Raw genomic sequence first — 23,264 nt, 5'->3', positions numbered from 1 at the left:
CCACGGTTGTATGATCGTGCAGATACAAAAAGAAAACTGGGAAGGAAAGATATTTCAATGCGGCACGCTGAAGTGACGCTCGACGACAAATATCTGCTCCAGGATGGCCGCGCATTCGTTACAGGCGTGCAGGCGCTCATCCGTGTGATGCTCGATCAGCGTCGCCTCGACGAGAAGGCCGGACTGAACACCGCGGGCTTTGTTTCCGGCTATCGCGGCTCGCCCCTGGGCGGCCTCGATCAGCAAGCTGGCCGCGCGAAGAAATTCCTCGACGCCGCCAAGGTCACCTTCAAGGAAGGCGTCAACGAGGATCTGGCCGCCACCGCCGTGTGGGGCAGCCAGCAGGCCAACCTGTTCCCGGGCGCGCTGTATGATGGCGTCTTCAGCATGTGGTACGGCAAGGCGCCCGGCGTCGACCGTACCGGCGACGTCTTCAAGCACGCCAACTTCGCCGGGGTCTTCCCCAAGGGCGGGGTGCTGGCCGTGGCCGGCGACGACCACAACTGCAAGTCCTCGACCCTGCCGTCGCAGTCCGACTTCGCCTTCATGGACTTCGAGATCCCGGTGCTGTCGCCCGCCGACGTGCAGGAGGTCCTCGACTACGGTCTGATGGGCATCGCCATGTCGCGGTTCTCGGGCCTGTGGGTCGGGATGATCGCCCTGGCCGACACCATGGACTCCGGCGTGACCATCGACGTGTCCCTGGACCGCCACCGCATCGTCATTCCGGAAAACTTCGCCACCCCGCCCGGCGGCTTGGGCATCCGCACCAAGGACCAGCCCATGGAGAAGGAGCGGCGCATGCGGCTCCACAAGCTCCCCGCGGCCATGGCCTTCGCCCGAGCCAACAAGATCGACCGCGTGGTGGTCAACGCCGCCCGCCCGCGCTTTGGCATCGTTTGCACCGGCCAGGCCTACAAGGATGTGCTCGAAGCCTTCCAGGCCATGAACATCACCCTGGAGGAGGCCGCCGCCCTGGGCGTGGCCGTCTACAAGGTCGGCATGCCCTGGCCGCTGGAGCAGACGGGCATCCGCGCCTTCGCCGGCGGGCTCGAGACCATGATGGTCATCGAGCACAAGCGCGCCATGATCGAGCCTCAGGCCCGCGCCGCGCTGTACGACATGCCCGACCACGCCCGGCCCAAGATCATCGGCAAGACCGACGAACGCGGCCTGCCCCTGCTATCGGAGCTGGGTTCGCTGTCGGTGGCCGAAATCGCCATGGCGATCGCCGACCGCCTGCCGCCCGGCCCGCACATGGACCGCGCCCGCGCCTATATGGACCGCGTCTCCGCCGCCGGCGTCGCCGCCGTGTCCCTGGCCTCGGACCAGCAGCGCAAGCCCTTCTTCTGCTCGGGCTGCCCGCATAACACCTCGACCAAGCTGCCCGAGGGCTCGCGCGCCCTGGCCGGCATCGGCTGTCACTACATGGCGGCCTTCAACGACCCCAACACCGACCTCAACACCCACATGGGCGGCGAGGGCCTGACCTGGGTCGGCGCGGCGCCTTTCACCAGCGAGCCGCACGTCTTCCAGAACCTGGGCGACGGCACCTACAACCACTCCGGCTCGCTCGCCATTCGCGGCGCGATCGCGAGCGGCGTGAACATCACCTACAAGCTGCTGTTCAATGACGCCGTGGCCATGACCGGGGGGCAGCGGGCCGAAAGCGGCTTCACCCCCGCCCAGATCACCCGCCAGCTGGCCGCCGAGGGCGTGACCAAGACGGTCATCGTCGTCGATGACCTGGAGCGCTACGAAGGCGTCAACGACCTGGCCCCCGGCGTGGTCGTTCGCCCGCGCGCCGAACTGATGGCCGTGCAACGCGAGCTGCGCGAGGAGAAGGGCGTCACCGTCCTGCTCTATGACCAGACCTGCGCCACCGAAAAGCGCCGCCGGCGCAAGCGGGGCTCCATGGCCAAGGCCGAACAGAAGGTCTTCATCAACCCGCTGGTCTGCGAGGGCTGCGGCGACTGCTCCAAGAAGTCCAACTGCGTCTCGGTTGAGCCATTGGCCACCGAGTACGGCCGCAAGCGCAAGATCAACCAGTCCAGCTGCAACGCCGACTATTCGTGCCTGGAGGGCTTCTGCCCGTCCTTCGTGACCCTGACCGGGGCCGAAAGCGCCAAGGCCAAGGGCATGCCGGCCCTGACCGCCGACTCCACCCCGCTGCCGGAATTTCAGCCGTTGGTCGGGGTCCGCAAGATCCTGTTCACCGGCATCGGCGGCACGGGCGTGACCACGGTCGCTTCGATCCTGGCCATGGCCGCCCACGTGGACGGCCGCGCCGCCAGCGTGGTCGACATGACGGGTCTGGCGCAAAAGGGCGGTTCGGTCTTCTCCCACGTCAAGATCGGCGAGACGGAAGACACCGTGGTCGGCGGCCGCGTGCCGGCGGCCAGCGCCGACGTGCTGATCGCCTGCGACGTGCTGGTGGCCGCCAGCCCCGAGGCCCTGTCCCTCTATGCCAAGGACCGCACCCACGCGCTGGGCAATTCGGACTTCGCCCCCACGGCGGACTTCGTGACCAGCCGTGACGTGCTGTTCGACAGCGGGGCCATGACCCGCCGCATCGCGGCGGCGTCCAAGGTGTTCGACGCATGCCCGGCGCAGCATCTGGCCGAGGCCGAGTTCGGCGACGCCATCTACGCCAACATGATCATGCTGGGCTTTGCTTGGCAGAAGGGCCTGATCCCGCTGTCCAGCCGCGCCGTCTATCGCGCGATCAAGCTGAACGGCGTCGACGCCGAGGCCAATCTTCAGGCCTTTGAGGTCGGCCGCAAGGCCGCCCACGACCCCAACTTCCGCAAGCGCCGCGAGCCGGAAGCCGTCCTGCCGGAATCCATGCCCCTGCAGGAGTTGATCGCAAAGCGCGCCGAGGACCTGAAGGCCTATCAGAACGAGGCCTACGCCTCACGCTACCTGAAGGCCGTCGAGAAGATCGCCGCCGCCGAGGCGCCGTTCGGCTCCGAAGCCGTCACCCGTGGCGTGGCTATCAATCTCTACAAGCTGATGGCCTACAAGGACGAGTACGAGGTCGCTCGCCTCTATACCGACGGCCGCTTCGCCGCCACGCTCGGCCAGACCTTCAAGGGCGGCAAGAAAAAGCTGTGGCTGGCTCCGCCGCTGCTGGCCCGCAAGGGCGACGACGGCAAGCCCAAGAAGATGGCGTTCGGCGGCTGGATGCTGTCGGCCGCCTTCCCGAACATGGCCAAGCTGAAGGGGCTGCGCGGCACGCCGCTGGACATCTTCGGCTACACCGCCGAGCGCAAGATGGAGCGCAAGCTGCGCGACGACTACCTCGCGGGCGTCGACCGTCTGGCCGCCGGTCTGTCCAACGATAACCTGACCCTGGCCAGCCGCATCGTGGTCATCCCGCAGATGATCCGCGGTTTCGGCCACATCAAGGACGCCTCGGTCGAAAAAGCCCTGGCCGAAGCCGCGCCCCTCTGGGCGCGCTGGGAGGTCGAGGGGAAGACCGCCTGAACCTTCGCCTCTCCCCCTCAGGGGGAGAGGGGTGGGTGAGGGGGCTGCCGAGCATCAGCTTGCAACCCCCTTGCCGACGGCGCCGCCGGACCCCTCACCTTTATCCTCTCCCCGCTCGCGGGGAGAGGCGAGTTGGACGCTGGCCCTCTACTTCTTCGAAACCCGCAGCACTTGCCCGCGGTCGTCGGTCAGCAGGTACAGCGCCCCGTCCGGGCCCTGGACCACGTCGCGGATGCGGCTGTCCTCTTCGGTCAGCAGGCGCTCTTCGCCCACCACCTTTTCACCGTCCATGACCAGGCGCACCAGCGCGCTGGAAGCCAGGCCGCCGATGAACACGTTGCCCTTCCAGGCCGGGAACATCTCGCCCGTGTAGAAGGTCATGCCGCCCGGCGCGATGACGGGATCCCAGTAGTAGAGCGGCTGCTCCATCCCGGCCTTCTGGCTCTGGCTCTCGCCGATCGGGCCGCCGGAATATTCGATGCCATAGCTGATGGTCGGCCAGCCGTAGTCCTTGCCCTTGCGCGGGATGTTCAGCTCGTCGCCGCCGCGTGGGCCGTGCTCGACAGTCCAAAACTCGCCCGTCGTGGGGTGGATCGCCGCGCCCTGGACGTTGCGCAGACCGATCGCCCAGATTTCCGGCCGGGCGCCGGCGGTGTTCACGAACGGATTGTCGGCGGGGATCGAGCCGTCGGCGTTGATACGCACCACCTTGCCGAGGGTCCCGTCCAGACGCTGGGACTGCATCCGGCCTTCCATGATCGACCGCTCGCCCAGGGCGATGAACAGCTTGCCGTCGGGCGAGAAGGCCAGGCGGCTGCCAAAGTGCAGGTCCGACTTCACGGTCGGGGTCTGGCGGAAGATGACCTGGACGTTCTCGACCTTGGTCCCGTCCTCGCTCAGGCGTCCGCGGGCGGCGGCCGTGCCGTTGCCGCCCTCGCGCGGCTCGGCATAGGTCCAGTAGATCAGGCGGTTGGTCGAGAAGGCCGGATCGATGGCCACGTGCAGCAGGCCGCCCTGACGCACCGCGCTGACTGGCGGCAGGCCGGTGATCGGCGCGCTCTTGGTCCCGTCGCGGCTGACAATGATCAGGCGGCCGGGCTTTTCGGTCACCAGCATTCGGCCGTCCGGCATGAAGGCCAGGCCCCACGGGTTGGTCAGGCCGTCGGTGACGACCTCGACCTTCAGGGCGACGTTGGACTTCACCTCAGGCGCGCGGGTCTGGCCCTCGAAGGCGGGCTTGAAGTTGGTGTTGGCGGGACCGGTCTGGACCGGCGGGCCCTTGGGCGCGGCGGCGTTGGCGGTGGTGGTTTCACCCGCGCCGCCACAGGCGGTCAGCAGGGTCGTGGCGGCCAGAAGAGCGATCAGGCGCATGGGGGAATTCCTCCTAGTCGTCGAGCAGGGTTTTCAGGGCTTCGTTGGGCTTGGCCCCCTCAAGATGGATGAGGGACCAGAGCCCGAAGAACAGCAAGGGCCAGCGTTGGACGGCTTGGGCTTCGTCGCTGAACGTCGCGCGGACCGCGTCCAGGTCACAAACCTCGCGCACGGCCTTCAGTTGCGCCAGGCGCGGGCCGATGTCGGCGGCGCGGGGCGCGATCCAGGCGGCGACCGGGACCGTGAAGCCCTTCTTCTTGCCCCACGGATCGGCGGCGGGGCAGGCGCGCTCCAGCCATTTGCGCAGGATCCATTTGCCGTATCGGCCCCGCACCTTCATCCGGTCGGGCAAGGCGGAGGCGAAGGCGGCGACCTGCGGGTCCAGGAACGGCGTGCGCCCTTCCAGCCCTACGGCCATCAGGCAGCGGTCAAGCTTCAGCAGCAGGTCATTGGGCAGCCAGGTGGCAATGTCCGCGCCTTGCGACCGCTTCAGTAGGTTTCCCTCGATCCCAGCCGTCGTCGCCCGCCAGCGCGACAGGGCTCCGGCGCCGCCGTCGGCCAGCATCGGCGCATCCACCTGCGGCTCGGCGGCTCGCCCGCCCAGCCAGCCCGGACGCAGCGCCCGGCGATAGCGGCCATAGCCGGCGAACAGCTCGTCGCCGCCTTCACCGCTCAGCACCACGGTCAGGGTTCCTTTGGCCGCTTCGGCCAGTTTCAGGGTCGGCAGGATGGCGTAGTCGCTGGTCGGATCGTCCAGCGCCCACGCGGCTTGAGGGGCCAGCCGCCAGAAGTCTTCTTCGGTGAACGTAGTCTCGCGCCAGTCCAGGTTCAGCGCCCGCGCCACCTTTTCCGCCTGCGCCCGCTCGTCCCGCGCCTGCGCCACATCGAACCCGCAGGTGAAGGCGGTCACCGGCCGCTCATTCAGCCGGCTCATCAGCGTCGCGATGGCCGTAGAGTCGATCCCGCCCGACAGGAACAGCCCATACGGCACGTCCGACCGCTGATGGACCATGACGCTGTCTTCGAGCACGGCGTCGAGGGCTCGCAGCAACTGATCCTCCCCCTCTGGGGGAGGTGTCCGAAAGGGACGGAAGAGGCTTGCTGACTTCGCGGCGCCCCCTCCACCGCTTCGCGGTCCCCCTCCCCCAAGAGGGGAGGATCGGATCGCGCAGTTCCTGACCTCAACCACTTGCCCCGGCGCCAGCCGCTTCACCCCCGCGAAGATCGTGTCCTCGCCCAGGGTGTAGTTCAGCGCCAGCAGCTCCTGCGCCCGCTCCACCGCCATCGGCCCGCGCGCCAGGGCCCGCGGCTCGGACGCGAACCGCACGCCGTCGGGACCGGCCGTGTAGTAAAGCGGCTTGATCCCGAACCGGTCCCGCACCAGCCAGGTCCGTCCATCCCCACCGATCAGGCAGAAGGCGTACATCCCGCGCAGCCGCTCGAAAGCCTTCGGCCCTTCCTGAGCATAAAGGTGCAGCAGAGGCTCGAAGTCCGACCCCGTCGCCAGCCGGTCAGCCAGGCCGAATTCCTTGGTCAGCTCGACATAGTTGTAGATCTCGCCATTGCCGATCACCGTGCCGCCGGCCGCGTGCAGGGGCTGCCAGCCGCCCTCCAGGTCGATGATCGACAGCCGCGCGTGACCCACTGACCAGCCCGGGCCGTCCTCGGTGCGGATGCCGTTTGGGCCGCGATGGGCCAGCGTCGTGATGAGGGGCGCGGCGGAGGCCTCATCCCCCAGCACCCCGGCTATGCCGCACATCAGCGGGCTTCCAGCTCGGCGAACAGGGTCCGCCACTGCTCGACCACGGAGGCCTCGCTGAAATCGTCCTTCACCCGGTGCTTGCCGGCGGCGACCATGCCGGCCCGCAGCACCGGATCGCCCAGGATGCGCTTGGCCGCCTCGGCCAGGGCGTCCGGATCGTCCATGGGCACCAGCAGGCCGTCCTCCTCTGTGCGGATCAGGTCCGCCGGGCCGCGCGCGTCGGCGGCCACGATGGGCAGGCCATGCGCCCAGCTCTGGATCACCACATTGCCCAGCGGCTCGTAGCGCGACGGGAAAAGGCAAAGGTCCGCCGTGCGGTAAAGAGCCGGGGCATCGTTGCGCCAGCCCAGGAACCGCACCCTGTCCGAGACGCCCAAAGCGTCGGCCAGGGCCTTCAGCTGTGTCTCCAGCGGCCCGGTCCCGGCGATCCACAGATGGGCGTCCGGAATCTGCGCCAGGGCCTTGAGGCTGACGTCGTGGGCCTTGGACGTATGCAGCCGGCCCATGCCCAGCAGCAGGGGCACGCCCTGCGGCGTATCGAACTGCGCTCGGTCCAGCGGCTTGCCGACCCCGGCCGCCGCGTAGTTGGGGATGCAGCGGATGCGGTCGGCGGGCCAGCCCTGGCCGATCGCCCAACGCACGATGTCGGGCGTGTTGCCCACCAAGGCGTCGAAGCCCTTGTAGTATTTCAGCTTGTAATAGCCGCCCAACCGCCCGATCCGCGCCCACGGCCCCTTGGGCGTATGCCGCGCCGCCCGGTTCATCCAGGCGATCAGCACCCGCGCGTTCTGCTGGCGGGCGAAGGCGGCGGCCTTGGGCTTGCTGAACAGGTCCAGCGGACCGCCGAAATCCAGGGTTTTGACCGAGACGCCCATCTCCTCCAGCACCGCCTGACGGTGGGCGTGAGGGCGAATCAGAGCCGCCTCGCTCAGCCCCGCGCGGCGCAGGGCCCCCACCAGGCTGAGGAAATAGGTCTCCGCACCGCCATCGGCGGCCGAACCCAGAAGATGCAGGGCGCTCATCGGCGGCGAACCTAGCTGTTACGCCGAGGTTTCCCAAGCCGCTTGAAGTTCAAAAGGAGGGACCCTATAACGCCGCCTCTTCGTGCTGGGCGAACGCCTTATGGCTGGATAGCTCAGATGGTTAGAGCGGTGGATTCATAACCCACAGGTCGGCGGTTCGATCCCGCCTCCAGCTACCAGCACGGACTTCCGATTTCCTGAGATATCGGCCGGCGCCACGTCAAACAGGCGCTGGGCCGCGGGGATCGGCTCTTGCAAAGCCATGGGTCCGCGGCCCCTGGGAATAGACGCCCCCCAGTCGGGTCGGGCGGGAGCCCTGGAGTCCCCGCCCGACCTTTCCGGCCCGCGGCTCGTTCGCCGCGGTCCGATGTGTCGTAATAAGCACAGCCATGAGCGGGGCCATATGCGGCGGGGCGTCGCGGACAACGGCGCTCTCGACCTCCCAAGGACCGCGTCACGGAAGCGTCATCGTTCTGTCATTCCGGGAACGAAACAGAAGCGCTAGCATTAGGCATCCAGAACAGTCTGGGAGGCTTACACATGCGCGCATTGTTCGAGCCGGTCATCCTGGTGGTGGCCGTGGCCAACGCCTTCCTCGGGGCCCTTGGCTGGCTGGGCGCCGCCCAGACGATCGGCGAGGTCTGGGCCGAGCGCGAAGGCGCTTAGGGCTCAAAGCCCCACTCCATCCTCTCCTCTCACCCCGACGGTCGCCGGGGTGAGCTTTCGCATGTCCGGACCTAGCGCTGCGGCGCCACGCTGAACTCGCCGCCCTGCTGGGCGAAGGGGACGGCCGCGAACAGGCGGCGCTCAGCTCCGCGCGGGTCGGACTCCAGGTGCGAGACGGCGTCGAAGACCATGGTCTCGCGCTTCTCCAGTCCATAGGGCCGCCATTCCGGATGGCCCTTGGCGTTCGGGTTTCCGGTGCGGGCGAAGGCCACGAAGGCGTCGCTCATATGGGCCGACGCCGCGCGGGTGTCGGGCGTGTCGGTGTAGCGCCCGCCGTCGGCGAACGTGCCGAACACCATGGCGATGTCATAGCCGTGGCTGGCGCCCCACTTGCCGCCGTCCGCCTGCGCGCCCAGGTCGAACTGATAGGCCCAGGTCGGGGCCTTGGCGCCCCTGGCCCGCTCTTCCAGCTCGATCACCGCCCCGCGCCAGGACCGCCCCGCCGTGGTGGCGGCGAAGAACACGTCCGACGGCGAATAGGCCGGATAGAGCCGGCGATACTCGGCGACCACCGCCTCGGGCGCGATGTCGGCCCGCATGTGCCGCGCCAGCAGGGGCGCGACCTGGTCCCAGGTCAGGTCGAAGGTCTTGGGATCGCCGCCGCCGATCAGGCCGCGCGTCTCGCCCTTGGTGTTGCCGATGATCATCGGAATGTCCGACGAAAGCGGCGCGGCGTCCGGATAGAAGGGATGGCGAGGCAGGGTGCGGTCGATCACCGGCCCCATATAGACGCCGCCGGCCCCGATCACCGGGTCCTTGGCGTTCAGCGCCTCGATGATCTGGGCGGTCGGTACGGTCCGCACTTGGTTGACCTGATCGGGCTTCAGCTTCAGGGCGTCCAGCAGGGCATAGGTTCGGGTCGTGGCGTTCAGCGGCCCCTGGGCCGTCACCTGCTGGCCGCTCATGGTCGCGGCCTTGTGGAACAGGCCCCGCGCGGCGGGGGTGGCCATCAGGGTGGCGATCTTGGCGCCGCCGCCGGACTGGCCGAACACCATGACGTTGCCAGGATCACCGCCAAACTCGGCGATGTTGTCGCGCACCCACTGCAGGGCGAGGATCAGGTCCAACTGGCCGGCGCTGCCGCTGTCGGCGAAGGCGCTGCCGCCGATACGCTCCAGATAGAGGTAACCGAACGCATTCAGGCGGTGGTTCATGCTGACCACTACCACGTCGTTGCGGCGGGCCAGCAGGGTCCCGTCATTGCTGGGATGCGCGCCCGATCCGTTGGAGTAGGCGCCCCCGTGGATCCAGACCATCACCGGCCGCTTGGCGCCGTCGCGCAGGCCCGGCGTCCACACATTCAGGAACAGGCAGTCCTCGCTCTGGCCCGGCTGGTCCGAGCGCTGGGGCGAGGCGGCGCCATAGGCGGTCGCGTCCAGCACGCCTTTCCATGGCGTCGGCGCGGTGGGGGCCATGAACCGGCGCGGGCCGGTGTCGGCGCCATAGCGGATGCCCTTGAACACGGCCACGCCACCGTCCGTGGCGCCGCGCACCTGGCCGGCGGTGGTGCGGGCGACGGGCGCGCCGCCCTTGACCGCCGCGAAGGCGGGCAGGGGAGCCATTGCCGCGGCGGCGAGGCCCGCGGACAGCACAGTGCGGCGATCAAACGTGGTCATCGGCATCTCCCCTATGGCCGGATCATCGCGTCCGGTCCTGTGATTTTATACGATGATACCGGTTACCTTGCCGATGTGAAGGCTTGAGCGCTCTCGAAAACCAACGTTATCTAACGCTGCGATCATTGTGTGTGAGGATGAATGACGGCGGCGCAGACCAGAGCTTGGGGATGGCTTCTCAAAACCTATGGCGTGGGGCTCTGGATCGGCGCCGCGGCGAACGGATTGGGCCAGCCGAACAAGGCGACTGCGGCGGCCTATGGCCTTGCCCTCATGGCGATCGTTCTCCATCTTGCCATGGTGTTCGCCTTCCCTCAGGGAGCTTCCGATGAATAATCTCGAGATGTTCAATACCGCCGCCATGGCGGGCGGGATGCTCATCGTCATCGTCGCCCTGGCGCACAAGGCTTTCGCCTCGCGGACGGCCGTGAAGCACGCTGCGACCTTCAAGTCGGACTTCGACTACACGGCCCATGGCCTCGGCGATCAGGCGGACGTTCTGACGCTGAAAAAGCGCGAACGTTCGCGCTGATTTCCTCCATCACAGCGGTTTGACCCGTGACCGCTACGCTTCTCCGCGACGCGGTGGTGATCGGCGGCGGGCACAACGGCTTGGTCTGCGCCTTCTACCTGGCCAAGGCCGGTCTGAACGTCACGGTCTGCGAGGCGCGGGGCGTGGTCGGCGGCGCGGCGGTGACCGAGGAGTTCCACCCCGGCTTCCGCAACTCCGTCGCCAGCTACACGGTCAGCCTGCTGAACCCGGCGGTGATCGCCGAGATGGGCCTACACGAGCGCGGCCTGCGCATCGTCGAGCGGCCCCTGTCCAACTTCCTGCCGCTGGAGAATGGCGGCCACCTGAAGTTCGGCGGCGGGCTGGAGCGCACACAGCGGGAGTTCGCGCGGTTCTCGCAAAAGGACGCCGACGCCCTGCCGGCCTATTACGAGATGCTGGACGAGATCGGCGACGTGCTGCGCGTCCTGGCCCAGCAGACGCCGCCGAACCTCGGCGACGGCCTGCCCGGCGTCCTTCGCGCCCTGCGCCAGGGCTCGACTCTGCTCGGCCTGTCGCGCGAACGGCAGGGGCAACTGCTCGACTTCTTCACCGAAAGCGCCCGCGACGTGCTGGACCGCTGGTTCGAGAGCGACCCGGTCAAGGCGGTGTTCGGCTTCGACGCGGTGGTCGGCGCCTACGCCAGTCCGGACACGCCCGGCTCGGCCTATGTGCTGTTGCACCATACGTTCGGGGAAGTGAACGGAAAGAAGGGCGCCTGGGGCCACGCTATCGGCGGCATGGGCGCCATCACCCAGGCCATGGCGCGCGCCTGCGAGGCCTTGGGGGTGGTGATCCTGACCGACTCGCCTGTGGCCAGGGTGCTGACCGACGATGGCCGCGCCACGGGGGTGGAGTTGGCCGACGGCCGGACTTTCGCGGCGCGCATTGTCGCCTCTAACCTCAACCCCTCCCTGCTGTTTGGAAAACTGGTGGAGCAGGGCGATCTGAAGCCCGACTTCCGCCGCCGGGTCGCTGCTTACCGCAACGGCTCGGGCACGTTCCGCATGAACGTGGCGCTCAGCGAACTGCCCAGCTTCACCGCCCTGCCAGGCCGCCAGATGGCCGAGCATCACCAGAGCGGCGTCATCATCGCCCCCAGCCTGGACTACATGGACCGCGCCTATGTGGACGCCCGCGCGACCGGCATGTCGAAACAGCCGATCGTCGAGATGCTGATCCCCTCGACCCTGGACGACAGCTTGGCGCCGGCCGGGGCGCATGTGGCCAGCCTGTTCTGCCAGCAGTTCGCGCCGACGCTGCCCGACGGACGCTCCTGGGACGACGAGCGGGACGTCGCCGCCGAGCTGATCCTCGATACGGTCGAGGCGCACGCCCCCGGCTTCAAGACCTCTGTCGTGGGGCGCACGGCACTGTCGCCGCTGGACCTGGAGCGCAAGTTCGGCCTGACCGGCGGCGACATCTTCCACGGCTGCATGAGCCTGGACCAGCTATGGGCGGCCCGGCCCTTCATCGGCAGCGCCAGCCACCGCGCCCCCATCAAGGGGCTCTATCAGTGCGGTTCCGGCACGCACCCCGGCGGCGGCGTATCGGGCAATCCCGGCCGCAACGCCGCCCGCGAAATCCTGCGCGACCGCAGCCTCGGGACAGCGCTGGGGCTGATGGTGAGGGGCCTCTAGAGCCCCTCTCCCGTGATGGCAGAAGGGAGCCGTTACGCAAAGCTGCGCGGCTCGTCCGGCGGGCTGGCCATGGTGGTGTTTCCGGCGCGGCGTTCGCGCGGGTCATGGCGGCCTTCGGCGATCTCCTCGACCAGCTTGCCGCAGAAGGCTTCCAGGTCCTCGGGCGTGCGGCTGGTGACGACGCCATCATCGACCACCACCTCGCGATCGACCACCTGGGCGCCCGCATTTTCAAGGTCCATGCGGATGTTCTGGACACTGGTCAGGGTCAGGCCGGACGCGACGCCCGCATTGATCAGCACCCACGGACCGTGACAGATCGCGCCGATCGCCTTGCCGGCGTCGAAGGCCTCGCGAACGATCTTCAGCGCGCTTTCGGTGACGCGGACCTTGTCGGGGCTGAACAGGCCGCCCGGGATGTGGATGGCGTCATAGTCGCTGGCGCTCACCTGGTCGAAGGTCTTGTCGACGGCGATGGTGTCGGCCTTGTCGTGATGTTCGAAGGCCTGCAGCTCGCCGGTCTTCTCGGAGATGATATCCACCGTCGCGCCGGCCGCGCGCAGCGCCTCGAGCGGCGCGAACAGCTCGGAGCGCTCGAAGCCGTCGGCGGCGAGGATGGCGACCTTCTTGCCGCTGAGCTTGCTGGATTGGACGTCGGTCATGGCGATTCTCCTGAACGCGTCATCTGGGGGGCGATGACGGGTGGAGAACCGGGCCGCGCGGGCTTGGTTCCGACCTTGGCCTAGGCCACGACCCTATCGTTGGCGACGCTCTCGGCGGCGGCCAGGGCGGTGTTCATGGCGTCCAGCAGGCGCTCGGGCGCGATGGGCTTCTCCACCAGGTTCTGCATGCCGGCCGACAGGTAGGACTGGATGTCGGCGGGGGCGGCCTTGGCGGTCAGGGCGATGATCGGCACGGCGCCGGCCTTGCCGGGCAGGGCGCGGATGGCGCGGGTGGCGGCGACGCCGTCCATGCGCGGCATCTTGATGTCCATCAGGATGACGTCGAAGCGGCCCGAACGCGCGGCCTCCACGGCCTCGACCCCGTCCTCTACCTGCTCGGAGGTGCAGTCGAAGGTCTCGCAAAGGGCCTCGACCACCATGCGGTTGGTGGCGTTGTCGTCGACGATCAGCACATGGGCCACGCGGTGGGCGCCCGCGACCGGCGCGGGCTCGGCGCCCATGATCGCGGCGGGCAGGGTGATCTGGAAGGTGATGGTCACGCCCGGCCCGACATTGGCCTCGGCGACCGCCTTGCCGCCCATGGCCTCGGCCAGTCGGCGGGCCAGGGCCATGCCCAGGCCGACCGAAAGGTTCATCTGCTCATCTTCGACCACGGCCCGGAAGACGCCGGCGGCCTGGTCTGGAGTCCAGTCGCCGTTATCGCGGACGCTGCCTTCGATCATCGTGCCGGCCGCGGTCTCGCGGACCTTCAGGCTGGCCTCGACCGCGCCACGGCCCGCGTCGCCAAGGGCGCGGCCGATCAGGGCGTCGAAGATCTGGCCGATGCGGCGACCGTCGGCCATCACGGCGGCGTCCGGCGCGCCGTCATAGCTGACCAGCAGGGTCGCGCCCACGGCGGCGGCCTCGGCGGCCCAGCGGGCGGCGATGTCGTCCATCAGCACGCGCAGCGGCTGGGGATGGGGCTGGATGGAAAGCGCGCCCAGGCGGGCGGCGTTCAGGTCGGTGGCGCGGGCCAGCAACTCGCGCACGTCGGTCAGGGTCTCGTCGATGGCCCGCAGGCAGGCCTGGCCGTCGGGGCCGAGCGGTTCACGACCCAGGCGCTCCACGAAGCTGGCCAGACCTTCCAGACGTCGAGACACGTCCGCGCCCAGCCGCTCGACGAGACCGCTCGAAACCTTGTCGGTCGCAGGTGGGGCGGTCTTCTTGGTCATAAGTGGCTGGGTCCAACCGGCGATTGTACAGCCCGCACTATTGGGACCTCACGCTTGCGTAGCCGTTAAGCAACAAGGTCACCAAGCCGTTAGCCATAAGAAAAGGCGGCGGGGAATGCTCCCCGCCGCCCAATCATCGCAATGCGGTTTTCTGTATCAGAACCGCTTGGAGACGCTGACCCCATAGGTGCGCGGCTCGTTCAGGAAGATGTTGCGGAACAGGCCCGAGGAGTCGTCCGTCAGATAGGCGTCGGTGATCGCCTCCTCGTTGGTCAGGTTCTTGACGAACGCTTCCACGTCCAGGCCCATCTCGTTGTTCGACAGCCTCAGCGACAGGTTGGCGTTCTCCCAGGACGGAAGCGCGTCGGCCGCGGTGTTGTAGATCCGGGCGAAGCTGTCGTCCTGGCGGTAGTAGTCGCCCCGCAGCGTCGCCTCCCACGCCCCGCCGAACTCCCAGGTGTACTGGGCGCCGATGGAGAAGGTCGTCTTGGGCGAGTTGGGCAGCTCCTTGCCGTCCAGGCTGACCGGAACCCCGTCGGTGGTGTCCAGGAAGATGCCCAGCGGCGCCAGCGGGTTGGTGGCCGCCGTGCTGCCGGTGCGATAGCCCCCGCCGCAGGCGTTGATCAGATAGGCCGGGTTCACCGGCGGCACGCCGGCGGCCGGGAAGCCGTTGTTGATCAGGCTGACCACCGCCGCCACCTGCGCGGTCGGAGCCACGCAGTTGGCGCCGACCAGGGCCCCGTTGATCAGGGTCAGGGCGGGGTTGCCTTGCGTGCGGTTCAGGGTGTCCACCGACGAGCCGCCGGTGATCTCGGTGTCCAGATAGCCGAAGGTGGCGTTGAAGCGCAGGTTGCGGACCGGCTCCCAGATGGACTCCAGCTCCACGCCCTTGATCTTGGCGTCGATGTTCTCGTTCACCGAGGTCCGGGCCGCGATCTTGGAGATCTGGTAGCCCTGGTAGTCATAGTAGAAGCCCGTGGCGTTCAGGATCAGGCTGCCGCCCAGCAGGGTGTTCTTCACGCCGATTTCATAGGCGTTGACGAACTCGGGGGCGAAGGTGGTCTCGATCCCCGCGATCCCGGCCGCCGAGGCCGGGTTGAAGCCGCCCGCCTTGTAGCCCTTGGAATAGAACGCATAGAGCAGGGTGTCGTCGGTGAACGACAGGTCCGGCTTCCAGTCGAAGCCCAAGCGGCCCGTGGTCTCCTTGAAATGCACCCGCTGAATGGTCGGACGACCGCCGCGGCCCGGCGACAGCAGCACGTTGGGCAGGCTGTCCACCCGCTTCTCGTCGCTGGTGTAGCGCAGGCCGCCGGTGACCTTGAAGTTCTCCATCACCTGCCAATAGACCTCGCCGAACGCCGCGGTGGCGTCCAGGAAGTACGGGCCGGCGGAGCGGTAGTAGTTGTGGCCATCGCCCGCCGGCGGGAAGCTGGGGTCCACATAGACCCCCGGCGCCGGGAAGCCCGCCACCGCGGCGGCGGTGAGTCCGTTGGACATGACGTAGTAGTTGGTGTCCTGGTCCAGCTTCAGGTGGATGGCGCCGATGTTGAAGTTCAGCGGCCCTTCGAAGTTCGACTGCAGGCGGATTTCCTGGCTGAACTGTTCACTGTCCGACGACGAGATGTCGAAGGTGGCCAGTTGGTTCAGGCGGCCCAGCTGCGGGTCGGTGAAGAACCCGCCCGGCGTCAGCGGCGTGGGGTTGAAGTTCGCCACCGGCGTGATCCGGTTGTAGTCCTGGAAGGTGAAGTAGCTGTCCTTGTTGAACGAGGTCAGCGACGTCAGGGTCAGGCTCTCGGTGATGTCCAGTTCCAGGTTGAACATCCACACGTCCGACTTGGCGCGATACTGCGGGTCCTGGAAGGACTCGATCTTGCGCAGGTCGGAGTTCTGCACCTTCCCGGCATAGGGATCGCCCGACAGGATGCCGGTGACGATGGACGGAATGCCCGCCAGGGTCGCCGCCCCGTTCACCGTGCCCAGGGACGACGGATCGCCCATCGGCGCGGACTTGCACCCCTGGCTGAGCAGGGCGCGGGCGAAGGGGTTGCTGACCGGCACAGGGCCGACCGAGGTCGGGCCATTGTCCTTGACGCACAGTTGCTTGCCCACGCGGGCCCGCTTGTCGTCCTCGTCGAAGTGCTCATAGGACAGCCACGAACGGATGCCCTCGGTGGGGTTGAACGACAGGGTGGCGCGCGCCGCCCACAGGTCGCGGTCGTCCACGTCGTTGCCTGTGGTCAGGTTCTCGCCGAACCCGTCGCGCTTGAGCAGGGAGCCGGCCACCCGCAGCGCCATCTTGTCCTGGACGATGGGCAGGTTGACCATCCCGCGCACCTTGCGGGTGTTGTAGTTGCCGATTTCGCCCCTCACCGACGCCTCGAAGATGTCGACCGGCTTGGCGGTGATCACGTTGACCACGCCGCCGGTGGCGTTGCGGCCGTACAGGGTGCCCTGCGGCCCGCGCAGCACCTCGACGCGTTCGACGTCATAGAACTCCGCCTCGAACAGGCGGTTGGCGGTCAGCGGGGCGTTGTTCAGGTGGACGCCGACGCCGGAGTCCGACGCCCCCGACACCACCTTCGACCCGACGCCGCGGATCTGGAAGTTGGCCCCGGTGAAGTTGGTCTTGGAGAAGGTCACGTTCGGAATGGCCGTCTGCAGGTTCGGCCCCCCGTCGATCTTCTGCGCCTCCAGCGAGTCCTGGCTGAAGGCCGAGACGGCGATAGGCACGTCCTGCAGCGCTTCCTCGCGCTTCTGGGCGGTGACGACGAGTTCCTCGATGACGCTCTGGGCTAGCGCGGGTCCGGCGACGGCGGTCATGGCCGCGGCGGACACACCCATGGCGAGCAGTCTCCGCAGGCGCGAAGATTGAGACATTTGATTTCCCTCCCAACGCCGCGGTCCTTTTGAACCTGCGCGCGTCGTCGTTCCTCAGCGCCGAGATTTTTTGTCAGTCGTGTCGGAATCCCGGCATTCCCCACACGCAGTAAGGGAATTGCATACGTGACACATGAGGCTGTCAACCGGTCGCTCGATAAGAGAACGGCGATAACTTACGCCTTTTCACCGTGACGTAGCGTCACGTGAAGCTAGTTTTGGCGATGTCGTCAAAAATTGGGGCGTGCGGATTGCCAAGTCGATATTCGTGCAGTTGGTATTTGACCGGGTGCCAAGTTACATGTGCGCCTGGGGAGGCGGCCCCCTTGCGCTCGATCTGAGTTGCAGATAAATCTGCAGTAATAATTGCAATAAAGAGATTTTGAGCTGCAGATGGAATATCCGATAGCGTTCAAAACGAGGCGCGGCGGTGCGCTTGACGTGCAGCGTGTCAGCCTAAATCCCACAGACGTGGAGAAGCTGCGGTCTCGGTCAGCAGAAGCGCCAGCCGTTCTCGTGGCACGAAGGGCCGCAATGATTGTCGGCATGCAAGCTGGCATGGTCGATCCTGCGGACGTCGTCGCATTGACGGACGGCGACTGGTCGAACGCTCTCTTGATCCTGTTGCCTGATGAGATGCCAAACGACGCGATGCAAGATGTCGGTGACGCGGCTTTCATCGCACAAGTGGAGAAAAATGCGCCTGCACTAGCGAAGCTCGCTGCGCAAACGGTCGCCGCCATCCGGAAAGCGGGCGTTCAGGGGGAACTGGTCGAGGGCGGTGGTGGTCGTTGGGTGAACCGCCCGCTCAATACGTTCACCCTAAAGTCTCAACCTCGCGCCGGAAACCTCGCCTTCACGCTCTATGGCAACCCGCAGACGTATGAAGCGGGTGAGTTCCTGCTCAAAGACCAGAACAGTTATTCGCGTGGATGGGTGAAGGGGCCTCAGGATGTCGCGCGCTTGGCAGAACTGGCAAAACAATCGCATGCGCGGCGAAACGGTTGAACCACCCGCAGATGGCATTTCAGCGTTTGTATCATTTCATTAGTCGGGACTTCGGCCTGGACGATTTACGTCAACGTCGTCTCAAGATTGCGACCATCGAAGACCTCAATGACCCCTTCGAATTGCGCGGTATGGCTCTCACCGACGCGCACAAGCGGTGGGCCATTGCCTCATGGCGCCGAGACATCAGCCGTCAGATAGGCCTCCTCTGTTTCAGTAAGAGTTGGCGCAACCCTGTCCAATGGAGCCACTACGCTCAGAAGCACGCGGGGCTGTGCTTGGGGTTTGATGTGGACGAGCAGTACCTCATGCCCGTTCGCTATCGCTCCGCCGTGCTGCCGGACCTCGTCAGTCAGGCGGCAGGCCAACAGGAACCAGGTGAAGGCGCTGTAAGGCAACTGCTGACAACAAAGTATTCGCACTGGCGATATGAGCAGGAAGTGAGGATGTTTTTAGATTTGCAGACTGAGCCGCGTGATGGCGCGCTGTCCTTTCACCCCTTTGGCGAAGACATGCGGCTGGTGGAAGTCGTCGTCGGTGCCCAATCAACTGTGACGCGCAGCGAGTTGGCCGCAGCGTTAGGCGATGGGGCGAACGGCGTTTCGACCTTCAAGGCGCGTTTGGCATTTCGCTCATTCAAGATCGTTCGGCAGCGGCGCGAAAGTTTGTGGCTGTAAGTTAGGCCGCTGCATCCCGCCCCGCCCAACAGTAGACTCCCGAGACCGATACTCTCGCTACTCCGGGACCGTTCCGTGAGACTCCGGAGACATTTCCGCCCGCCCTCCGCCGACCGCCCCTCCGTCCCGCCCAAATCCCCAATCCCCGCCCGCAATCCCGCCGCCACGGCTGGTTTCGGCGGCCTATCCCCACCCCGACCGGCGGGGTGACAATGGAGTCACCGTCGTCTCCGGCGCCGTCGTCGAAGTCGTCGGGCGGGTGGATGATGGATACGCAAGACAGGGGAGACATTCTCGGTGCGCCTTATGACCATCGTCGCGGTAGCCAAGCCCGGCGAGGTCGCCGATCCTCGCCCTTCGCAAGGCGGCCCCCGTCGCCGCGCACCGGGAGATGACGACCATGCCCATCGAACGCCGCGACCTGCTGCTCGCCGCCGCCTCCCTCGCCGTGACTTCGGCCGCGGGCAGGGCGCTCGCCGCCGACCGCCCGGTGGGATACGCCATCGTCGGCCTGGGGACCTATGGCCTGGGCGTCATCGCGCCCCAGTTCGCCAACTGTCGGCACAGCCGCCTGACCGCCCTGGTCAGCGGCGATCCGGCCAAGTCCCGCGCCGCCGCCGCCCGCTATGGCGTGTCCGAGCGCTCAATCTATTCGTACGAGACCTTCGACCAGATCGCCGACAATCCCGACGTGGACATCGTCTATGTCTGCCTGCCCAATTCCATGCACGCCGAGTACACGATCCGCGCCGCGCGGGCGGGCAAGCACGTCATGTGCGAAAAGCCCATGGCCGTCTCCGTCGCCGAGGCCGAGGCCATGATCGCCGCCTGCAAGGCCGCCGACCGCAAGCTGATGATCGGCTACCGCTGCCATTTCGAGGCCTACAATCTGGAAGCCATGCGCCTGGCCCGCACCGGCGCGGCGGGCAAGATCCGCTACCTGCGGTCCGAGCACGGCTTCATCCAGAGCGATCCGTCCAAGTGGCGGCTGAAGCGGGCCCTGTCCGGCGGCGGTTCGCTCATGGACATGGGGGTCTACAGCCTCCAGGCCGCCCGCTACATGACCGGCGAGGAGCCGATCGAGGTCACGGCCCGCGAGTCCACCGACCGCTCCGACCCCCGCTTCGCCGAGGTGGAGGACATGATCGAGTGGCTGCTGAAATTCCCCTCCGGCGCCATCGCCAGCTGCCTGTCCATGTACAGCGGCAACCAGAACCATGTGCTGCTGATGGGCGACAAGGGCCGCATCGAGCTGGAGCCCGCCACCCGCTACGACGGCAACCGGATGTGGACTGGCCGCGACGGCCGCGCCCAGGAGATCACGCCCCCGCCCGGACCTGCCCCGACCCAGTTCGCCGGCCAGCTCGACCACATGGCCCAGTCCATCCGCACCGGCGCCGAACCCATCGTCTCCGGCGAGGAAGGCCTGCGCGACATGAAGATCATCGAGGCGATCTACCGCTCGGCGCGGGAGGGCAGGGCGGTGCGGTTGTAGGGAGGGCCTAGACCCTCCCCGCAGGTCGAGGCGGGAGACCCGCAGCCTATTGCGCAATATATTGCGCAATAGGCTGCGCATTGCTATGAGGGAGCATGATCCATCGTGAATTCTACGACAGCGCCGTTGTGCGGAAGGCCTACACAGCCAAGAAGCTGTTGGACCTCGCCTTCCTGATTCAGAGCCAGGTGACGCAGGTTTACGCCCGCAAGGGCATGGTCTTCCCCGTCTCCTGCTCGTCCACCTTGCTGCATCTCAGCAAGAGCGGGCCGGCTTCCGTGACGGAGGTCGCAAGGGCGTTGCAGCACCCTCATCAGACGGTGGCGCAACACCTCGCCACGCTCAGCAAGCTCCGCGCCATCGAAAAGCGGACCGACCCGGCGGACCGCCGACGCACGGAGTATTTCCTGACGGCGTTCGGCACGGCCCAGGCCGACCTTCTGCATCAATACAACATCGAAGCCGCCGCGGTTTTCGAGGGTCTGGACACCGACATCGGCGCCGATCTCGGCGACCTGCTGGATAACGCCATGGCGGCCCTCGACGCCCGGCCGATGGATGAGCGCTTCCCGCCCCGCCCTGTCGCTGGAGATCAATCGTGAGAAAAGCACTCATCGCCCTGGGCGCCGTTCTGGCGGCCCTGCTGTGCTATTGGCTCGCCTCGCCCAAGCAGTCGATATGGGCCGAAAGCGCGCGGGACTTCGCCGCCTTCGTGCCCGCCCTGATGGAGGAAGAGGCCATTCCAGGCCTCGCCATCGCGGTGGTGAGAAATCGCCAGGTCGTCCACATGCAGGGCTACGGGTTCGCGGACGTGGCGTCGCGCAAGCCGATGACCGCCGACACGCCCATGAACATCGCGTCCATCAGCAAGCCGATTCTGGGGATCGTCCTGTTGCAGCTCCACGACAAGGGGCTGCTGGACCTGGATGCCGACATCAACCGGATGCTGCCCTTCCGGGTGAACAATCCCAACGCCGACGGCCAGCCCATCTCCGTTCGCCAGCTGGCGACCCATACGTCCAGCATCGCGGACTTCTACGATGTCGCGGACTACCAGCCAGGGGCCGACTCTCCGACGCCGTTGGTCGATCACCTTCGCGGCCTCCTGACTCCGGAAGGCGCGCGCTATGACGGCGGCGCCCACTATCTCAAGACGGCGCCCGGAGCCGCGCGCGAGTACAGCAATCTGGGCGCTGGCGTCGCCGGCGCCGTGGCCGAGGCTGTCGGCCGCGCCCCGCTGGCGGCCCAGGCCAAGGCGAACGTGTTCGAGCCGCTCGGGATGACCAACTCCTCTTGGCTGCTGGCGGACTACCGCCCGGGCCAACTGGCGACGCGATACGACGTGGTCCAGTGCCTTCCCTTCACCCGTCTCTGCGCCAGTACCGAACAGCCGAAGCGCAACTTCCTCATCCGCAAGGTTTTCCGCCCCGCCAGCGGCGACCGACGCTTTGACGCCTATCCTCAGTTCGGAAATCCCAACTACCCGGACGGCGGCGTGAACGCGTCAGCGCGAGACCTCACCGCTCTGGCGCAGAGCATTCTGGCGCGGGGCGAAACGAGCAGCGGCCGATTGCTGTCCGCCGCATCGTTCGACGAGATGCTGAAGCCACAACTGCCCGCCAGCATCGATGAACGGCAGCGCTTCTTCTGGCGGGATCGCAACGGCCTCACCGGCCACGCGGGTTCGGACCAGGGCGTCTACACCAGCCTCTATTTCGATACGGCGAAGGGGGACGCCATCGTCGTCCTGATGAACCGCACGCCCGATCTCCAAACCGAGGAAGCGATGGCCCGCCTCTTCGATCGCATCAGCCGGGATTTGCTGCGTCGGTGAAACTCCCGCTTCGCTCAGTTCGGCGATGTCGCCAAAGGGGCCTAGACGGGGGCCGAACCCATCGTCTCCGGCGAGTAGGGGCTGCGGGACATGAGGATCGCGGAGGCGATTTACCGGTCTGCAAGGAAAAGCAAACAACGAGCGGGCGAATACGCTGCCCCGGTTTCTTGCCGTCATAGGTCATTGCGGTTTCACGGCCTTCGGCAACTCATTCATGTCCATTATCTGCGCTCCAGTGATGACCACCCGCCGATAAGCTAAATCTCCCGTGGCCTTTGAGAAGCCAACGAAGGCGAGCTCCGCTGAATCTTGGCCGCAGCGCACGAGCGGAGCGGACGAGACGTGCAGAGGCGACAGGATGTTCGTGACCGCTGTTTCGTGACCGGGCGCGATGTTTGCGCCTTTGATCAATGTGATCTTTGGTCCCGTCGCGCGGTCATTTTGCATTTCGACGACCACCTCGCCCTTCGGGCAAACGGCCGAGACACGATAGACAGCAATCTCCGGCCGCCGGAAATGTCCTGCAGATTGCGCCGATGCGGAGCTAAAGGCGGCTGCGCCCCATAATATGACTATAGCCGGCGATAGCTTCACCATGAACCGTCCCAAAAGTCGGCGCTGCCAATCGGACTGATTACACCCGGCACCTGGATATCCCGGTCATCCCCTCGATACTCATAGTTGATGCCATTGTTGATCACGTATTGACGCAGCAGGTCAGGATAGTCGGTTTCGGCCTCGCGATTATCGTATGTTTGCCAATCTGCGGCGGACGGAAATTTCTCCCAAGGCGCGAGATCTGGATGGTTGTGTACGATACCGACGATCTTGTTTACCGGAACAGTGATGTCGAAGCTTCCGCCGTCTGGAGGGAGTTGGACAGGGGTAGTGTTCATCACATTACCAGCGGCGGTTACATAGAGAATGCTGACGTACTCGTTCCCATCGACGGAAGCGGTTTCGATCAGTTGGGCGGCGATGGCGGCCCTTAGGTCGATAGCCGCTTCCCACTCCTGTTCGGTGACGGGATACTTCTTCAGCGCGCCTCGGAACGGACCTGCCCCAGAGCCAGGATATGGGGGTAAGCAGGGTCGCCGGCCGTCGGGCCTCGAAAACGCCAATATGTGGTTGGCGCTTGACCAAGATCAGCGCGGACCACGACCTGAGAGACGAGGGTGTCGTTCGAAAGCGCCGCAGCGCCAAATTCACCGCGAAGACCCATTGTTGCTACCTTTAATTGCTTTTAGCCTTTCGAAGCAATCATTGCGCGAATTTCGGGCTCGGATTTCAAGCTCGGAAATGGGCG

The 23,264-nt window shown here is 66.5% G+C and carries 19 protein-coding genes and 1 tRNA gene; 11 read left to right on the top strand and 9 right to left on the bottom strand.

Annotation, left to right across the window (positions count from 1 at the left end; all coding sequences use genetic code 11):
- Positions 1-57 precede the first annotated feature (57 nt).
- Complete coding sequence (locus O5K31_RS13125; RefSeq protein ID WP_269714051.1) at positions 58-3,486, top strand: indolepyruvate ferredoxin oxidoreductase family protein; 3,429 nt, start codon at positions 58-60, stop codon at positions 3,484-3,486.
- A 147-nt stretch (positions 3,487-3,633) separates the two neighbouring features.
- Here the strand turns inward: O5K31_RS13125 and O5K31_RS13120 are convergent, their stop codons facing one another.
- The 3 genes from O5K31_RS13120 to O5K31_RS13110 are packed head-to-tail and all read right to left on the bottom strand — an operon-like array spanning position 3,634 to position 7,641.
- A complete protein-coding gene (locus O5K31_RS13120; RefSeq protein WP_269714050.1) occupies positions 3,634-4,857 on the bottom strand; it encodes a PQQ-dependent sugar dehydrogenase in 1,224 nt (407 codons plus the stop codon).
- Between the two features lie 13 nt (positions 4,858-4,870).
- A complete protein-coding gene (gene asnB / locus O5K31_RS13115) occupies positions 4,871-6,616 on the bottom strand; it encodes an asparagine synthase (glutamine-hydrolyzing) (protein WP_269714049.1) in 1,746 nt (581 codons plus the stop codon).
- Positions 6,616-7,641, bottom strand: a complete 1,026-nt coding sequence (locus O5K31_RS13110) for a glycosyltransferase (RefSeq protein WP_269714048.1) — start codon at positions 7,639-7,641, stop codon at positions 6,616-6,618. The genes asnB and O5K31_RS13110 overlap by 1 nt, the downstream gene beginning before the upstream one ends.
- Before the next feature lie 102 nt (positions 7,642-7,743).
- Here O5K31_RS13110 and O5K31_RS13105 point away from each other — a divergent pair.
- Both O5K31_RS13105 and O5K31_RS13100 read left to right on the top strand, forming a co-directional pair.
- Positions 7,744-7,820, top strand: a tRNA-Met gene (locus O5K31_RS13105).
- A gap of 361 nt (positions 7,821-8,181) precedes the next feature.
- Positions 8,182-8,307 (top strand): hypothetical protein, encoded by a 126-nt coding sequence (locus tag O5K31_RS13100; protein ID WP_269714047.1) that lies wholly within the window; start codon positions 8,182-8,184, stop codon positions 8,305-8,307.
- 71 nt (positions 8,308-8,378) lie between these two features.
- Here the strand turns inward: O5K31_RS13100 and O5K31_RS13095 are convergent, their stop codons facing one another.
- A complete protein-coding gene (locus O5K31_RS13095; RefSeq protein WP_442867716.1) occupies positions 8,379-9,989 on the bottom strand; it encodes a carboxylesterase/lipase family protein in 1,611 nt (536 codons plus the stop codon).
- Positions 9,990-10,124: 135 nt separating this feature from the next.
- Between O5K31_RS13095 and O5K31_RS13090 the strand changes: the two genes are divergently transcribed.
- The 3 genes from O5K31_RS13090 to O5K31_RS13080 are packed head-to-tail and all read left to right on the top strand — an operon-like array spanning position 10,125 to position 12,173.
- Positions 10,125-10,319: a hypothetical protein gene (locus O5K31_RS13090; RefSeq protein ID WP_269714045.1), complete on the top strand. Its 195-nt coding sequence runs from the start codon at positions 10,125-10,127 to the stop codon at positions 10,317-10,319.
- Entirely contained in the window at positions 10,312-10,515 is a 204-nt protein-coding gene (locus O5K31_RS13085; RefSeq protein WP_269714044.1) for a hypothetical protein, read from the top strand. Before O5K31_RS13090 ends, O5K31_RS13085 begins: the two co-directional genes overlap by 8 nt.
- A 26-nt stretch (positions 10,516-10,541) precedes the next feature.
- The gene (locus O5K31_RS13080; protein WP_269714043.1) at positions 10,542-12,173 is read left to right on the top strand and encodes a phytoene desaturase family protein; all 1,632 of its coding nucleotides are present in this window, start codon (positions 10,542-10,544) and stop codon (positions 12,171-12,173) included.
- A gap of 32 nt (positions 12,174-12,205) precedes the next feature.
- Here O5K31_RS13080 and O5K31_RS13075 read toward each other — a convergent pair whose 3' ends face one another.
- The 3 genes from O5K31_RS13075 to O5K31_RS13065 all read right to left on the bottom strand — a co-directional run bounded on the left by O5K31_RS13075 (position 12,206) and on the right by O5K31_RS13065 (position 16,944).
- Positions 12,206-12,835, bottom strand: a complete 630-nt coding sequence (locus tag O5K31_RS13075) for a type 1 glutamine amidotransferase domain-containing protein (protein WP_269714042.1) — start codon at positions 12,833-12,835, stop codon at positions 12,206-12,208.
- A gap of 80 nt (positions 12,836-12,915) precedes the next feature.
- Entirely contained in the window at positions 12,916-14,067 is a 1,152-nt protein-coding gene (locus O5K31_RS13070) for a response regulator (protein ID WP_269714041.1), read from the bottom strand.
- Positions 14,068-14,223: 156 nt separating this feature from the next.
- Positions 14,224-16,944 carry a TonB-dependent receptor gene (locus tag O5K31_RS13065; protein ID WP_269714040.1) on the bottom strand — a complete coding sequence of 907 codons (2,721 nt, stop codon included), beginning with the start codon at positions 16,942-16,944 and terminating at the stop codon, positions 14,224-14,226.
- Positions 16,945-17,478: 534 nt separating this feature from the next.
- Between O5K31_RS13065 and O5K31_RS13060 the strand changes: the two genes are divergently transcribed.
- From O5K31_RS13060 to O5K31_RS13040, 5 genes are all read left to right on the top strand, one after another.
- Positions 17,479-17,952, top strand: coding sequence for a hypothetical protein (locus tag O5K31_RS13060; protein WP_269714039.1), 474 nt, complete (start codon positions 17,479-17,481; stop codon positions 17,950-17,952).
- A complete protein-coding gene (locus O5K31_RS13055) occupies positions 17,949-18,629 on the top strand; it encodes a DUF2971 domain-containing protein (RefSeq protein WP_269714038.1) in 681 nt (226 codons plus the stop codon). The genes O5K31_RS13060 and O5K31_RS13055 overlap by 4 nt, the downstream gene beginning before the upstream one ends.
- 400 nt (positions 18,630-19,029) lie before the next feature.
- Positions 19,030-20,124 (top strand): Gfo/Idh/MocA family protein, encoded by a 1,095-nt coding sequence (locus O5K31_RS13050; RefSeq protein WP_269714037.1) that lies wholly within the window; start codon positions 19,030-19,032, stop codon positions 20,122-20,124.
- A gap of 95 nt (positions 20,125-20,219) precedes the next feature.
- Positions 20,220-20,726 carry a MarR family winged helix-turn-helix transcriptional regulator gene (locus O5K31_RS13045; protein WP_269714036.1) on the top strand — a complete coding sequence of 169 codons (507 nt, stop codon included), beginning with the start codon at positions 20,220-20,222 and terminating at the stop codon, positions 20,724-20,726.
- Entirely contained in the window at positions 20,723-21,958 is a 1,236-nt protein-coding gene (locus tag O5K31_RS13040; protein ID WP_269714035.1) for a serine hydrolase domain-containing protein, read from the top strand. Before O5K31_RS13045 ends, O5K31_RS13040 begins: the two co-directional genes overlap by 4 nt.
- 180 nt (positions 21,959-22,138) lie before the next feature.
- Here O5K31_RS13040 and O5K31_RS13035 read toward each other — a convergent pair whose 3' ends face one another.
- The gene (locus tag O5K31_RS13035; protein WP_269714034.1) at positions 22,139-22,555 is read right to left on the bottom strand and encodes a hypothetical protein; all 417 of its coding nucleotides are present in this window, start codon (positions 22,553-22,555) and stop codon (positions 22,139-22,141) included.
- Positions 22,549-23,079: a hypothetical protein gene (locus O5K31_RS13030; protein WP_269714033.1), complete on the bottom strand. Its 531-nt coding sequence runs from the start codon at positions 23,077-23,079 to the stop codon at positions 22,549-22,551. Before O5K31_RS13030 ends, O5K31_RS13035 begins: the two co-directional genes overlap by 7 nt.
- Between the last annotated feature and the right edge of the window lie 185 nt (positions 23,080-23,264).

The sequence above is a fragment of the Caulobacter sp. NIBR2454 genome (assembly GCF_027474405.1).
GTDB lineage: Bacteria > Pseudomonadota > Alphaproteobacteria > Caulobacterales > Caulobacteraceae > Caulobacter.
This window is presented reverse-complemented; position numbering and strand designations above follow the sequence as displayed.